Genomic DNA, 14,530 nt, shown 5'->3' with positions numbered 1-14,530 from the left:
CGGCCGGATTGTCTCGGTGCCATAGGCGAGGGCGGCGATCGCCTGCGCGCCGCCGACTCGGTAGATTTCGGACACGCCTGATATGTCCGCTGCCACCAGCACCAGCGGATTGATGATGCCGCCCGGCGCCGGCACGACCATGACGATGCGCTCGACGCCGGCCACTCTGGCCGGCACGGCGTTCATCAGCACCGAGCTCGGATAGCTCGCCGTACCGCCCGGCACATAGAGCCCGACGGCCTCGATCGCCGTCCAACGCCAGCCGAGCTCGACGCCGGCGGCATCTGTATAGCGATCGTCCTTCGGCCGCTGCCGTTCATGATGCGAGCGGATGCGGTCGCGCGCGAACTCCAGCGCCTCGATCGTCTTTGGGTCGGCCGTTTCGTAGGCGGTTGCGATGTCTTCCTTAGACACGGCAATGCCGAGGCCGGTCAAATCGGCGCGATCGAATTTCCGCGTATAGTCGATCAGTGCCGCGTCGCCCTCGGCGCGCACGCGCGCGATGATGTCGCGCACCGCGGCATCGACATCGGCGGAGACCTCCCGCTTGGTCGTGAGGAAGGCGGCGAAACGTTGCTCGAAATCGGCATCGGACTGACGAAGCGTGATGGCCATCGGACGCTCAGGCCTTGTGGATGGGGCGCGAGGTGGCTTCCCACGCCCCGCCGATGTCGGCAAGACGGGCCTCGATGCACTCGACGTCGAGCATGATCGCACCGCCGCCCGAGAAGATCAGCTCGACGATGCCGGCCGGCTTGCTGATCTCGATGAAGCTGATCGCCAGCAGCGACAGGACTTCGGCAGGCTTGTCGCGGTCAATACCGCTGGTCTTGGCCCCGAGCACGCGGTCGAAATGCAGCACGGCCTGCCGTCGCTCATTATGCTGGCGAAACAGGCCGGATTTTGCCTCCCAGACGAAACGGTTCATGGTCAGCAGGAAACGCTTGGCCGCGGGGAGGAATTCGAGGTCGCTGACTTTCAGCACGGCATCCTGGACATGAGCCGAAACGATGCTCAGATCCTGGTCGTCGAGCGCGATAAGCTTAAGGGCGGTCATACGGATTTCGCACCTGAAGGTTGATTGTTCAGCCTTCTGTTAGGCGGTCTTGGCGATCGGTGCAACCGCACCAACAGCTGCAGCTCTGCGCTGCCCCTCATCGCCCTGCCGGGCACTTCTCCCCGGATAGTGACGGGGAGAAGGACGCTGCCGCGAAGGATTTCGCCAATCTCCTGCGCTGCTAGAGAGGAGCCGAGGTCGCGGGCTACGCCGAAATCCGTTCGATCACCGCGCCGCAGTTGGACAGCTTTTCTTCCAGCCGCTCGAAGCCGCGATCGAGGTGGTAGACGCGGTTGACCGTGGTCTCGCCTTCCGCCGCCAGGCCGGCGATGACCAGCGAGACAGAGGCGCGAAGATCGGTCGCCATGACCGGCGCGCCCTTCAGCTTCGGCACGCCGTCGACGATCGCCGTCTGGCCCGAAAGCGTGATGTGAGCGCCGAGCCGCGCCAGTTCCTGCACATGCATGAAGCGGTTCTCGAAGATCGTCTCGGTGATGCGCGACTTACCCTTGGCCATGGTCATCAGGCCCATGAACTGCGCCTGCAAATCGGTCGGGAAGGCCGGGAAGGGTGCTGTCGTCACGTCGACCGGCGAAATGCCGGCGCCGTTGCGCCTCACCCGGATGCCGGAATTGGTCGGCGTGATCTCCGCACCCGTCTGGGCGATCACGTCCAGTGCGGTCTGCAGCAGGTCCGCACGCGCGCCTTCGAGCACGACGTCGCCGCCGGTCATGGCGACGGCCATCGCATAGGTGCCGGTCTCGATGCGGTCGGGAATGACGCGCACGCGCGCACCGGAGAGCGATTCGACGCCGTCGATGGCAATGGTTGGCGTGCCGGCGCCGGAAATCTTCGCGCCCATGGCGTTGAGGCACTCGGCCAGATTGACGATCTCGGGCTCGCAGGCGGCATTTTCCAGCACCGTCTCGCCCTTGGCGAGTGCCGCGGCCATCATCAGCACATGGGTGGCGCCGACCGAGACCTTCGGGAAGATATAGCGGTTGCCGACAAGGCGGCCATTCCGGGTCTTGGCGATGACATAGCCGGTGTCGACGTCGATATCAGCGCCCAGCGCCTGGAGGCCCTCGAGGAACAGATCGACCGGCCGCGTGCCGATGGCGCAACCGCCCGGCAGCGACACTTTTGCTTCGCCCATGCGCGCCAGCAGCGGGCCGATCACCCAGAACGAGGCGCGCATCTTCGACACCAGCTCGTAGGGCGCTGTGGTGTCGACGATGTTGCGGGCGGAGAAGTTGATGGTGCGCGAATAGCCCTCATTCTGCTTCTCGCGGCGGCCATTGACCGAATAATCGACGCCGTGATTGCCCAGGATGCGGATCAGCTGCTCAACATCGGCCAGATGCGGCACGTTTTCCAGCGTCAGTGTGTCGTCGGTCAAAAGCGAGGCGATCATCAAAGGCAGCGCCGCGTTTTTCGCGCCCGAGATCGGAATGCTTCCGGAGAGCTTGTTGCCCCCGACAATTCTGATGCGATCCATGGAAGAACGTCCCTCTCGGCCAAAAAAGGGCCGGTTCAATCGTTTGAGTAGCGGCCCGTCTAGACCATTGGCCAATCTGGTTCAAGAAATAGGATTTCGCCCACCCCAGGCCAAGAGTGACCTATTTGAGTTAATCTTTTTGTATTTTCTTCGATGCAGCGAGCCCGTCCGGACGCAGGTCGGCCTCGCCGGTCCGCCGCGAGCGCGACTGCGCCTTGCGCTTCTGCAGATTGGCGCGCAATTGCTCGGCGAGCCGATCCTTGCGGATTGTTGCGCTGCTTTTCGGTGGACCATCCTTTTTCACTGGAATTGTCTTGTCGTCCATCGCCCATCCCGCCGGCGACCCACCAGCTTGCTGTTCAGGGATAGCCAACATTGTGGCACTGCCATGTCATTAAAAGCCATCCGGCAAAGCCTTTCACAGAAGCGTTGCACTTGGCCTTGCGCTTGCCGGTTCGATATGGCAGAAGCCCCGCCATCAGCGGCTGCGGTAGCTCAGTGGTAGAGCACTCCCTTGGTAAGGGAGAGGTCGAGAGTTCAATCCTCTCTCGCAGCACCAGTTTCCAACATCCCTGTTGCCGCACGATCGTCCTCTGCATTTGCGAGGGCGAGGCGGGTACATGGGATGGCGCGGCCCTCGTGCCGGCAGACCCGATCAGCGGTTCATTGCTTCAGAAAATGGCTGCCACAGGCAAATCCAGCCGAAGCGCATTCCGGCAAGACACGATTCATTAACCAAGATGCTATTCATCGACATGACGTATTGTGGCATGGATGCCCGTCTTCGCCGGTCAGATCCATGCTTGTCAGGAAGAGGGCCGAAAGGCTCCTGATCTGGGCGGAAATCTAAATCGCCCGAAACAAAAGAACGTGCAAGGCATGAACGTGAGCGAAAACGTGCAAAACGCCCCCGGTGCTTCCCGTCTTTGGACCCTGCCTGCCATCATCGCAGCGTTCCTTTGCCTGTGCGCTACCGGCGCGTTCGCGGAGACGCGTGCTTTGAGGATTCAACATCTCCATACGGGCGAGAAGGCTGAAATCGTCTTCAAGCGCAATGGGCGCTATGATCCGGCGGGATTGAAGAAGATCAATCTCATGCTGCGCGACTGGCGTCGCAACGAACCGACGAAGATGGATCCGCGCCTGCTCGATCTTGTCTGGCAGGCCTATCGCGCCAGCGGCTCGACAGCCTATATCCATGTGGTCAGCGCCTATCGTTCGCCGGCGACGAACGCCATGCTGCGCAGCCGCTCGAAGGGTGTGGCCCGGGAGAGCCAACACATGGTTGGCCGCGCGATGGACTTCTTCCTGCCGGATGTGCCGCTGAAGAAACTGCGCGACATCGGCCTCAAAATGCAGGGCGGCGGCGTGGGTTATTACCCCACCTCCGGTTCGCCTTTCATACACATGGATGTCGGCAATGTGCGGCATTGGCCGGGCATCAGCCGCCAGGAACTCGCCAAGGTATTTCCGAACGGCAACACACTGCATGTGCCGAGCGACGGCAAACCGCTGCCCGGCTATGAGCAGGCGTTTGCCGCCTACAAATCGCGCAAGGGCGCCGGCACGCCCAACATCGAGCTGGCAAGCGTCGACGGCGGCCAACGCAGGCCGCGTGGCCTGCTGGCGACGCTCTTGGGCGGGGGCGGCGCAGACGAGTCCGATGATGTCGCCGAAGCGGTGCCGGCGCCACGCAAACCGGCGAGGTCCGTCGAACCCAGACCGGCCGGACAGGGTATCGCTATCGTGCCGCCGCAGGATGCCCAGCGGGCTGACATCCAGATTGCTGGCAGCGATCCAGGCGAAGAACCGCTTGCCGGGCAGAAGGGGAAGACGCCTGAAGCGATCGTCATGGCGATGGCGCCGGGCTCAGTGCCGCTGCCGGCCTTCGCACCGCGCGCCGAGTTCACGGCACCCGTTCCCACCCCGGAAACCGCACCGTTGGCAATCGCCGGCGCGTCCACGGCGCAGGCCGAGCTGGCCGTTGCCAAGCCGGACGCCGCGAATGCCGATGCCGCTGCCACGAGCGTCGCGCCGGAGATGATGGCGCTCAACGTCCCATTGCCGACATGGCGGCCGGAAAGCCAGTCAAGCCCGACGCGCCAGTTGGAAGCAGCCAAATCTGGCGATGCCATCGGTGTCTTGCTGGCCATGCATCACCCCGACGACGGGCTGGCCGGCGAGCGGATCGCGGCGCCGGCGTCAAAGCCAGAAGATCGCGTCAGGACGAACCCCAAGGCCGATCGTGTCCAGCGGCGCCCCGATTCCGAGGCAGATCGCGCTATTACCGGTGGGGCCGCATCAACAGGGGCGCCCATGATTGCCGCCAATTTCATCCGCACGGCGCCGGAGCATGTCTATCTCGATGGATTCCAACCGCGGGGACGGACGTCCGATCACCGCCGCTTCACCGGCTCCGCGGTGAAATTCCTGCCCATCGCCAGTTTCAAATAGAGGGCGAAAGCACCGTTCGATCCAGTATCGAAATGTGTTGCGCCATATCGATGGCCGGGGCGGTCACGGGGTTCGCAATGCCGAACCCTTCCGCGCTATAACACTTGGCGAGCAGCGCGCTACTGCAGCGGGCAGTCGGCTCGTTGCTGTCGGCCGCCATCCGTTGCCTTTCGAGCAGATCGCCCCGCGAAATTGCCAGGATCGTGGTGGCGCAAACGTGCACGAGGCACATTTGGCCCGCCGGCCGCAACCGGCGGGACTAAGCCACAGACCGCCCAGCGGGCGAGTTCTGCGACAAGGATCACGCCTGGTGAATCACCAATTCGCTGGTCATGGGAATTCCTCTAAGGGCGCCAAGCACCATGTTGTGCGAGATCGCGCGCTCATGAATTTTCTCCAGATCGGCGCGGGGCGCCGAAGAACACACGGTCGCGCTGAGGTGCAGGGACACGTAGCAATGCCGGGCGTCCACGGGCGCCGTGAGCCCATCAAGTCCGTCGAACTCGCCACGCGGGTCGAACACGCCTTCCGCGATGAAATCGACCGAACGAAGATCGACCCCCGCATGCGCTGCCAGCATCGGATAATCCGAGCCGGCGCACACAGCCGCCGCGGCAAAGATCTGCTCCCAGGGAAAGACGGCGGTCGGCGAATTGTCCTTGAGGCTCGCCGGTCGCTCCAGTAGCGGTGTTGTGTAAGGATCGCCTGATTGCGGGTCGAAGCGGTAGCGGGCACGATAGGTGCCACGCACCGCGTCACCGTGTTTCTTTAGCACGGACACGATATCTTTGACTGTGCTGACGGTTTCTCCGAAGACTACTGGCATCTTTACCTCCCTGTAAAATGAGAATTCCACTCCCTATTCCGGTCCGCGGATGCCGACGATGGTTGCCGCGGCCTGGCCCCAATCCCGACAATGTGCCGACAAGGCTCGCGCTACTTGGCAGGCGCGGCAGCCTGAGCGTCGCCGCCGAGATCCTTCTTGAAGGTCTCAAAGTCGACCTGCATGCCGTTGAAGATCGTGCTCCAGTGCCGTGACAGAGCGGCGATAGCGACGGCCTCTTCGATCTCGTCCTCCGTTGCGCCCGCCTGTTTTGCGCTCTCGGTGTCTTCCCAGATGCAATACTGGCAGGGAATTTGTGCGGAGACGGCGAGCGAGATCAGAGCCTTGACCTTCGGCGGCAGGGCGGTTTCGCTGGAGAACTGCAGAGCCTTCACCTCTGCCCAGGCGCCCGGCAGCGCTGCTTTTGAAACCTGATGGAGAAAGGTCGGCACCGAGCCGAGCGTCCGCTCGACGTCCTTATAGGTGGCGTCGACCTCAGCTTGACCGGCCCAGCCTAAGCCTGATGACAACAATGTGGCGCAGACGACAGTCGATGCGAACGCCGTGTGAAGGAGGCGGCGCGAGCGGCTGGGCCCGAGCTCGCCGTGGTGTGCGATGGAAGCAACATGGGAAACTGCGAAGGCGAACATGATCTCTCTCCTCTTTGGAACCATTTGCGTCCGGGCCAGATGATGCCCGCGTGCTGTAAGGAGTCACGGACGGGAGAAAAAGTTCGATCAGTCGTCGTCGATTCTAGGCGGACGCGGCGAAAGATGAAGATGCAAGCGTCGGGCCTTGCCGTCTCGCTGAAAGATCACCAGGACGACACCCGGCGGGCAGTGGAAAGGGTCTTCCGGCGGATTGACGAATAGTCCCTCGATCACGGTGACCTGGCTGGCGCTGAGAATGCGCTGCGGTTCCAGGCGGACGCCGGCTTCCGTGTCGGCGTCGACTTCCCAGGCAAGGAATGAGCGACCCAGCACTGGTTTGCTCGTCCCGCGGACAAGATGCAGGTCCTCTGCAAAGTGCCCAAGGAAGCGGTCACGCTCGCCATGCTGGTTGAGCCCATTGAAAATTTCGGAGTAGAATCGCTGGCGCTCGCGAGACTGCGAGCGAGCCTCTGTGTCGGCAAGGCCCGCCGTTTCCAGCAGCATCTCGGCAAGCTTGCGTTTGGCTTGCGACAAACGACTGCGAACCGTCCCAATCGGGACACCCAGAATGGCGGCCAGTTCCTCGTAAGACTGATAGCTTCCGAAATAGCGCAACATGGCGGTAGCCTGCAGCGGCTCGGGAAGCTTGCGTAGCGCGTCCCAAACCCATTCGCGAAGCGCGACTTTCTCCAGCCGCTCCTCAATGCTTGCGCGTTCGTCTGGGCGGTCTGGAATGTCGGCGGTCAAGATCTCGCGTCGTCGTCGACGCAATTGTTGCAGGCAACAGCGGTGCAACACAGTGCGAAGCCAGCCACCGACGGCTTGCGGATCCTTGAGTTCGCCGATGCGCCTCAGCGCGATCAGGAAAGTCTCATGCACAGCATCTTCGGCGTCCGACCCATAGCCGAGCATGTTCAGCGCTATCGCATAGAGCCGTGCGCGATGACGTTCCAGCAGCAGGCCGAGGCAACCACAATCGCCGCCCCGAGCGGCAAGGGCCAGTTCGGCATCACTCGGCACGATATGAGTTTCGTAGCCCATGGACTTAAGATGCATCAACTGGCGAAAAAGTTCGAATGCCAGTTCAGCTTCGTCACGATCCGTGTTCGGCGGGCACCAGTTCACCAATGACGCTTTGATGGGGTTTTGGATTGAGGTTATGACCCTCACTTCACGTCCGTAACAACCGGCCCCGAAACGGGGTCCGTGAGAACCAGGCTCGCCGCCAAGATACTCAAGCGAGATCGAAAGTGCATATGGCAGTGAGCAAGGATTGGATTCTGGCGGATGCGGGCGATCTACGCGGCTAGATTCAATCCTGTAAAACTTTTTCCAGATTTGACACCATTTCACAAAATTGTAAGATAATCATCTTCCGTCAGCGATAGGCGATGACCATGTCGATCCGCGAAGAACTGGCCAACACGACCGTGGCGTTCACCTCCGCGGAAGAGAAGATCGTCCAGGTCCTGCTCGCCGATTACCCGATGTCGGGGCTGGGCACCGCAACCCGGCTGGCACGGCGCGCCGGCGTCAGCGACCCGAGCGTGACGCGGCTGATGACCAAGCTTGGCTATGTCGGCTTTGCCGATTTCCAGGCACGCCTGCTCACCGAAGTCGAATCCAGGCTGCATTCGCCGCTTTTGATGATGGAGGCCAAGCGTCCGGGCGGCTCCAGCGAAGGCACCGCACTTGCCTATTTCCATTCGGTTTCCGACAGCCTGGAGCGTACGCGCACGGCTGTGCCGGTGCAGGCCTACACGCGCGCTGTCAACATGCTGCTCGAGAGCAAGGGCCAGGTCGTGCTGCTGGGCGGCCGGTTCAGCCGGCATATCGCCTCCATGCTGGCCGGCTATCTCCTGCAGTTCCGCTCCGGCGTGCGCGACATCGGTTCGTTGAGTCCCGCCGATTTCGACCTGTTGATCGACCTTGGCAAGCGCGACCTCCTCGTCGTGTTCGATTACCGGCGCTACCAGTCGGACGTGGTGAGCTTTGCCCAGCAGGCCAAGGAGCGCGGCGTCTCCATCCTGCTGTTCACCGATGTCTGGCTGTCGCCGATATCTGACATCGCGGACCTGACCATGGTCGCGGCGATCGACGCCAACTCGCCGTTCGACACGCTGGCGACGGCCGTTGCCCAGATGGAAACCGTCTTTGCCCACGCGCTGGAGGGCCATGGCGCCGGGGTGCGCAAGCGCATCGAGGACATCGAGAAGATCCGCAGCGCCAACGCGGTCACGCTCGATACCGTCCTATCGTCATCGGCCGACGACGCCGCCAAATCCAAAGCCACAAGGAAATAGTGTCGTTGCGCTCAGTGCAGCGATGCAAAGCGCCGCGACGCAGAAAAGGAAGCGACAATGCCCGACAACCAGACCATCATCGACGCCGTGCAGGCTGAGATCGAGACCGATCGCGACTGGTTGATCGGCCTGACCCGCGACATGGTCCGCATCCCTTCGGTCAACCCCAAATTCGAGCCCAATCCGGCGATCAACCGCGAGGCGGATGTCCAGGCGCTGCTCGAACCGATCCTCAAGCAGGACGGGTTCAGGACAGAGCAATGGGATGCCTTGCCCGGGCGGCCCAATCTGGTCGGCGAATGGGCGGGAGACGAGAGCCGCAGCCTGATCCTGTGCGGCCATATCGACGTCGTGCCGGTCGGCGCGATGAAGGACTGGTCGGTCGATCCGTTCGGCGGCGAAATCACCAATGGCCGGCTCTATGGCCGCGGCGCCGTCGACATGAAGGGCGGCGTCGCCGCTTGCATCGCCGCCGCGCGCGCGATCCGCAAGGCGGGCATCACGCTGCAGGGCCGGCTCGCCATCCACTCGGTCGTCGACGAGGAAGCCGGCGGCTTCGGCGCCATGGACGCGGTGAAGAAGGGCAAGCTCGCCAAGGCGGTGCTGGTCGCCGAACCGACCTGGGGCGATGTCCTGCCGGTCGAAGGCGGGCTGGAATGGGCGCGGGTGACGATCCGTGGCCGCAACGCCCATTCGGCGCTGCGCTACAACGAGATCTATCCGCAGCGCCACGACAAGGACCGGCTGGAGCCGGGCGTCAATGCGATCGAGATCGCCGCCCGCTTCATTGCCGCCGTGCGCCAGTATGAGCTGGACCGGACGCGAGCAAAATCGCATCCGCTGCTGCCGCTCGGCATGAACACCATCAACATCGGCGTCATGCATGGCGGCACCGGCCTTGGCGAGCACGGCCTGCCGACCGTGATGACCAACCCGGCCATCATTCCCGATGTCGCGGTGCTCGATCTCGACATGAAATTCCTGCCCGACGAGAATTCGGCCGACTACCGCCGCGATTTCGAGGCGTTCGTCCACCATTTCGCGCAGACCGATGCGTGGCTGCGCGACAACCCGCCTGCGATCCAATGGGAGCTCGGCGGGCTGCATTTTCCGCCGATGAACACGCCGGTCGACCATCCGCTGGTGAGATCGCTGATGAAGCGCAAGGCCATGGTCGGCAAGGCGCCGCAGGCGCGTGGCTTCGTCGCCGTGTGCGATGCCGCGCACTATGCCGGCGCCGGCGTCGACGGTGTCATCTTCGGCCCGTCAGGCGACGGATTTCACGGTTCCGACGAGTATGTCGAAGTCGAATCGGTGGTCGAGACCGCCAAGGTGATCGCCGCTTCGGTCATCGACTGGTGCGGCATCCGCTGAGGCGGAGCCGCCAGTCCGAAACGGTCAGGCCGGGCGCTTCAGGCGTCCGGCGACGGCGCCCCATGAAGCCTTGATCATGCCGACCAGGCCGCTCGGGTAGGCCAGCATCACGCCGATGATCAGCACCGCCGTGATCATCGGCCGCCACGCGCCGAAATCGGCCATCCATTCGGCGAAGATCGTCAGCACGAAAGAGGCGATGATGGCGCCGTAAATAGTGCTGGTGCCGCCAAGCAGCACCATCGACAGGATGATGGTCGCAAGGCTCATGCCGAAGACGTCGATCGAGGCATTGCGCTGGTAGGCGGCGTAGAAGGCGCCGGCGATGCCGGTGAAGAAGGCGCTCGCGGCAAGCGTCAGCATGCGCTGGCGCACGATCGAGACGCCGCGGCTGATGGCGTATTCCTCATTGTCGCGCAAGGCGACGATGCTGGCCCCGGTGCGTGAGCGCACGAACACGCGCAGGAACAGGGTGCTCGCCACCAGCAGCGCCAGCGCGATGTAGAAATAGGCTGATTTGCCGTCACGGACCATGTTGTGGTCGAACACGTATAGCCCGGGAATGCGCACCAACCCTTGCGTGCCGCCGGTGATGGCGGACTGGCTGATGATTACTTGCATCACCAGCTGCGCGAAGCCGAAAGTGACCAGGATGATGTAGATGCCCTTCAGCCGCAGGATCGGGATGGTCACCAGGATCGCCGCCAGGGTGGCGATGACACCGCTGGCAAACAGCGCGATCCACGGGTCGAATTCGGCCAGCTTGGTGAGCAGGCTGTAGGCATAGACGCCGATGCCGAACAGCGCCAGATGGCCGAAATTGAAGACGCCGCCATAGCCGAGGCTGAGGTCCCAGTTCGAGGCGACGATCGCATAGATGAAGGCCATGATCAGAATGTGGCGGGCATAGGTGTCGCCGAAGATCAGCGGCAGCAGTGCCAGAAAGGCGAAGCCGAGCACGAAGCCGATGGCCTCCTGCTTCCACGGCGTGCGGCCGGGAGCGATCGGGGTTGCCGCCTCTGTGTGGCTAAGGGTGATCGGCGATGTCGTGTCGGTCATGCTAGGCCTCGGGAGCGGCTGGCAAAGATGCCCTCGGGGCGCACCATCAGGGTCAGGATCAGCACGCCGAACAGCAGCGCCGGCGTCCAGTACAGGCCGAAATAATAGCTGCAGGCGGCCTCGAAGAAGCCGATCAGATAGGCGGCGAAGATCGGTCCCGAGATGCTCGATATTCCGCCGAAGACGACGACGATCAGCGCCTTGAGCAGCGGGTCGCTGCCCATCACCGGCGACATGAAACGATAGCCGCCCATGAAGATGCCGGCGAGGCCTGCAAGCGACGCGGCAATGGCGAAGGCCAGCCCATAGAGCGCGGTGACGTTCAGCCCGACCAGATGGCTGGCATCTTCATTCTGCGCCACGGCGCGCAGCGCCAGCCCGAGCCGCGTGCGGTTGAGGAACATCCAAAGTGCGGCCAGGATCAGCGGCGTGATGACGATGATGGCGATCTGGTGCAGGGAGACGCCGACGCCGCCGATGGTGGTGTTGCCGGTGATCAGCGCCGGGATCTGCTTCGAGCGCGGTCCCCAGATGGTCAGCGCGCCGTTCTCGATCAGCGACCCGGCTGCCAGCGTGGTGATGACGACGACCAGCACGATGTTGGGTCGGCCGATCAGCGGCCGCACGACACTCGCCTGCAGGATCCAGCCGACGCCGGCCATGACGACGACGGCGATGGGAAAGGCGACCGCCGCCGGCAGGCCGAGTTCGACCAGCTGCCAGGCGATGTAGGCGCCCAGCATCATGAACACGCCATGGCTGAAATTGAACACGCCGATCGTCGTCCAGACCAGAGCCAGCCCGACCGCCATCATGGCGTAGAGCGAGCCCTGGAACAGGCCGCCGAACAGGATTTCCGCCAATGCGCTCATCTTCGGATTTTCCTAATGGCCAAAATACATCGACATGATCTCGCCGTGGTCGAGGCTTTCGCCCGGCTTGATCTCGGTCGCAACGGCGCCATGGTTGACGAGGTAGAGTTGCTGCGTCAGTTCCAGCAGGAATTCGATGTCCTGCTCGACGACGATGAGCGGTACGCCGCCGCGCGAAATGTCCATGACGGAGGCGCAGAGCTCGTCCTTGATCTTGGGCGCCAGCCCAAGCGTCGGCTCGTCGAGGATCAGCAGGCGCGGATGGCTCATCAGCGCCGTGCCGATCGACACCATCTGGCGCTCGCCGCCCGACAGCGTGCGCACGCGCTGGCGCCAGCGTTCCGCCAGTTTCGGGAACAGCTTGACCACCTTTTCGCGGTTTTCCGCCTCATGCGGCCGGGCCCGCGGCGAATAGGCGCCGAGCGCCATGCAGTCGGCGATCGAGAGATCGGGAAACAGCCGGTTGCCTTGCGGCACATGGATCAGGCCGGCGCCGACGATGGCGCGTGCGCTGTGGCCGACAATGTCTTGCCCGTCGAACAGGATGCGGCCGCTCTTCGGCTGCAGAAGCCCGGAGATAGCACGCAGCAGCGTCGTCTTGCCATGGCCGTTGGGGCCGAACAGGCCGACATTGCCGAAACGGCCGGCCTCCAGCGAGATATCGTGCAGCACGGTGACGCGGCCATAGCCGGCGGTGACGCCTTCGACGCTGAGAATGGGATTCACGCCGCCGACCTCCTCGTGCCGAGATAGGCCTCGATGACGTGCGGATCGGCGATCACGCCTGCCGGATCGCCGGCGGCCAGGACGCGGCCATTGTTGAGCACCAGCAGATGCTGCGAAAGGCTCATCAGGAAAGTCAGCACGTGCTCGATCAACAGGATGGTGATGCCGCGTTCGGCGGTGCGGCGGATCAGGCCGATCGACGTCTCGATCTCGGGTTTGGTCAGGCTCGATGCCGGCTCGTCGAGCAAGAGCATGCGTGGCTGCATGGCGATCGCCGTGGCAAGCATCAGGCATTTGCGCTCGAACACGGACAATTCGCCGGCAAGCCGGCCGAACGACTGGGATCCCAGGCCGACGAACTCCAGCGCCTCGGCGGCGGCATTGCGGGCCGTGGCCGCTGTCTTTTCCTGCTTGCCGTAGCTGGCGCCGATCAGCGCGTTCTCGAATACGGTCAGCCCGTCGAAGCTGGTCTCCCGCTGAAAGGTCCGGGCAAGGCCGAGGCGCGCGATGGCGTGTCCCGATTTGCCGTTTATGGCAATGCCGTCAAAGCGGATGTTGCCCCGGTCGGGCCCGAACGGGATGCCGGTGATGATGTTGAACAGCGTGCTCTTGCCGCTGCCGTTCGGGCCGGCGATACCGAAGATCTCGCCGGCCTCGACCTTGAACGACACGCCATCGACGGCCTTCAGCGAACCGAAGGCCTTCGACACGTCGTCCAGTTCAAGCAGGGCCATTCCCTACTTCATCCAGGGCTGGAGCTTGAAGGCGCCGGTGGCATATTTCTCAGGCGAGATCAGCGTGCGCTGGCCATCCCAGATCTGGAAGAAGGTGATCGGAATATAGTCGTCGCCCTGCGTGGCCAGGTGGGTGGCGGGATCGAATTTCAGCCGCCCTTCCGCGACCTGCTTGTCGGTCTCCGACAGCGCCTTCATGATCGCCGCATGGTCGGATGCGCCCCCGACCTTCTTGACCGCATCGAAATAGACATTGGTCATTTCGTAGAGGCCGACGCCGTAGGTGCCGCTCTCGACGCCGTATTTTGCCTTGAACTTGGCTGCCACCTCATCGGCGCGCGGGTTCTTCGGCGTCGTCAGCGCGCCGCCGAGCAGGTTGTAGATGATGCCATCCGATTTCTTGCCGGTCAGCTCGACGAATTCCGGAACGCTCGGCGCGTATTGCAGGAAGACGAGGCTCTTGGTCGGCTGCTCGAGGAACTGGTTGAGGAACGACGCCGAATTGCCCGGCAGATAGTCGGTGTTGATGACGACATCGGGAACGTTCTCGCGCACCTTGGCGAGGATCGAACGCCAGTCGGTCACTTCGCCGAAGGGTACGATCTCGTCGACGGTGATGGTCCAGCCCTTCTCCTTGAACGTCTTCTTCATGCCTTCGGAGATGGTCTTCGAATAGGCATTGTCGGACGAGATGATGGCGACCTTCTTGGTCGGCAGGGTGATCTTGCCGTCGGCCGCGAGCTTCTCGACGAACAGGGTGACGTCGGTGTTGTAGGCGTCGAAGGAAGGCGTCAGTGACCAGCAGCACATGTATTTGTCGGGGCTCGGCGCGATGATGTCCCTGGTCTGCTGCGAGGTGGCCGCCAGCATGTAGGGCATTTCCGCCTCGGCCATGTTGTCGATCTCGAAATTGGTCAGGCTGGCATAGCCGGTCAGCATGAAGTGTACGCCCGGATCGCCAAGCAGGCGTTCGACGGCGC

At 63.1% G+C, this 14,530-nt stretch carries 15 protein-coding genes and 1 tRNA gene; 4 read left to right on the top strand and 12 right to left on the bottom strand.

What is annotated here, in order from left to right; translation table 11 throughout:
• From EN884_RS05975 to EN884_RS05960, 4 genes are all read right to left on the bottom strand, one after another.
• The coding region (locus EN884_RS05975; protein WP_206617559.1) for a histidinol dehydrogenase at positions 1–615 on the bottom strand (615 nt) is incomplete at its 3' end.
• A 7-nt stretch (positions 616–622) separates the two neighbouring features.
• Positions 623–1,057 carry a DUF2948 family protein gene (locus EN884_RS05970; protein WP_013530200.1) on the bottom strand — a complete coding sequence of 145 codons (435 nt, stop codon included), beginning with the start codon at positions 1,055–1,057 and terminating at the stop codon, positions 623–625.
• A gap of 205 nt (positions 1,058–1,262) precedes the next feature.
• Complete coding sequence (murA, locus tag EN884_RS05965) at positions 1,263–2,555, bottom strand: UDP-N-acetylglucosamine 1-carboxyvinyltransferase (RefSeq protein WP_013530201.1); 1,293 nt, start codon at positions 2,553–2,555, stop codon at positions 1,263–1,265.
• 130 nt (positions 2,556–2,685) lie between these two features.
• On the bottom strand, positions 2,686–2,880 hold the full coding sequence (locus EN884_RS05960) for a hypothetical protein (protein ID WP_013530202.1): 195 nt from the start codon (positions 2,878–2,880) through the stop codon (positions 2,686–2,688).
• A gap of 159 nt (positions 2,881–3,039) precedes the next feature.
• Between EN884_RS05960 and EN884_RS05955 the strand changes: the two genes are divergently transcribed.
• Together EN884_RS05955 and EN884_RS05950 are read left to right on the top strand one after the other, a co-directional pair.
• Positions 3,040–3,114, top strand: a tRNA-Thr gene (locus tag EN884_RS05955).
• Positions 3,115–3,434: 320 nt separating this feature from the next.
• Entirely contained in the window at positions 3,435–5,009 is a 1,575-nt protein-coding gene (locus tag EN884_RS05950) for a DUF882 domain-containing protein (protein ID WP_063170045.1), read from the top strand.
• A 301-nt stretch (positions 5,010–5,310) separates the two neighbouring features.
• On the opposite strand, the gene EN884_RS05945 is transcribed toward EN884_RS05950, so the two are convergent.
• From EN884_RS05945 to EN884_RS05935, 3 genes are all read right to left on the bottom strand, one after another.
• Positions 5,311–5,835, bottom strand: coding sequence for an OsmC family protein (locus tag EN884_RS05945; RefSeq protein ID WP_013530204.1), 525 nt, complete (start codon positions 5,833–5,835; stop codon positions 5,311–5,313).
• Between the two features lie 110 nt (positions 5,836–5,945).
• Positions 5,946–6,482, bottom strand: coding sequence for a carboxymuconolactone decarboxylase family protein (locus tag EN884_RS05940; protein WP_024504783.1), 537 nt, complete (start codon positions 6,480–6,482; stop codon positions 5,946–5,948).
• 87 nt (positions 6,483–6,569) lie between these two features.
• Positions 6,570–7,652, bottom strand: a complete 1,083-nt coding sequence (locus EN884_RS05935) for a sigma-70 family RNA polymerase sigma factor (protein WP_164745812.1) — start codon at positions 7,650–7,652, stop codon at positions 6,570–6,572.
• Positions 7,653–7,879: 227 nt separating this feature from the next.
• Between EN884_RS05935 and EN884_RS05930 the strand changes: the two genes are divergently transcribed.
• Both EN884_RS05930 and EN884_RS05925 read left to right on the top strand, forming a co-directional pair.
• Positions 7,880–8,785: a MurR/RpiR family transcriptional regulator gene (locus EN884_RS05930; RefSeq protein WP_013530207.1), complete on the top strand. Its 906-nt coding sequence runs from the start codon at positions 7,880–7,882 to the stop codon at positions 8,783–8,785.
• Between the two features lie 57 nt (positions 8,786–8,842).
• A complete protein-coding gene (locus EN884_RS05925; RefSeq protein WP_063170048.1) occupies positions 8,843–10,159 on the top strand; it encodes an ArgE/DapE family deacylase in 1,317 nt (438 codons plus the stop codon).
• Positions 10,160–10,183: 24 nt separating this feature from the next.
• On the opposite strand, the gene EN884_RS05920 is transcribed toward EN884_RS05925, so the two are convergent.
• The 5 genes from EN884_RS05920 to EN884_RS05900 form a co-directional block, all read right to left on the bottom strand.
• Positions 10,184–11,218, bottom strand: coding sequence for a branched-chain amino acid ABC transporter permease (locus tag EN884_RS05920; protein ID WP_027162307.1), 1,035 nt, complete (start codon positions 11,216–11,218; stop codon positions 10,184–10,186).
• Complete coding sequence (locus EN884_RS05915) at positions 11,215–12,090, bottom strand: branched-chain amino acid ABC transporter permease (RefSeq protein ID WP_063170049.1); 876 nt, start codon at positions 12,088–12,090, stop codon at positions 11,215–11,217. Before EN884_RS05915 ends, EN884_RS05920 begins: the two co-directional genes overlap by 4 nt.
• A 12-nt stretch (positions 12,091–12,102) precedes the next feature.
• Positions 12,103–12,816, bottom strand: a complete 714-nt coding sequence (locus EN884_RS05910) for an ABC transporter ATP-binding protein (RefSeq protein WP_013530211.1) — start codon at positions 12,814–12,816, stop codon at positions 12,103–12,105.
• The gene (locus tag EN884_RS05905) at positions 12,813–13,550 is read right to left on the bottom strand and encodes an ATP-binding cassette domain-containing protein (protein WP_024504790.1); all 738 of its coding nucleotides are present in this window, start codon (positions 13,548–13,550) and stop codon (positions 12,813–12,815) included. Before EN884_RS05905 ends, EN884_RS05910 begins: the two co-directional genes overlap by 4 nt.
• Positions 13,551–13,553: 3 nt before the next feature.
• The coding region (locus tag EN884_RS05900) for an ABC transporter substrate-binding protein (RefSeq protein ID WP_128360498.1) at positions 13,554–14,530 on the bottom strand (977 nt) is incomplete at its 5' end.

It is taken from the genome of Mesorhizobium sp. M7A.F.Ca.AU.001.01.1.1, from assembly GCF_004022735.1.
Taxonomy (GTDB): domain Bacteria; phylum Pseudomonadota; class Alphaproteobacteria; order Rhizobiales; family Rhizobiaceae; genus Mesorhizobium; species Mesorhizobium ciceri.
The sequence above is the reverse complement of the archived record's forward strand: the minus strand, read 5'-3'. Positions and strand labels throughout refer to the sequence as shown.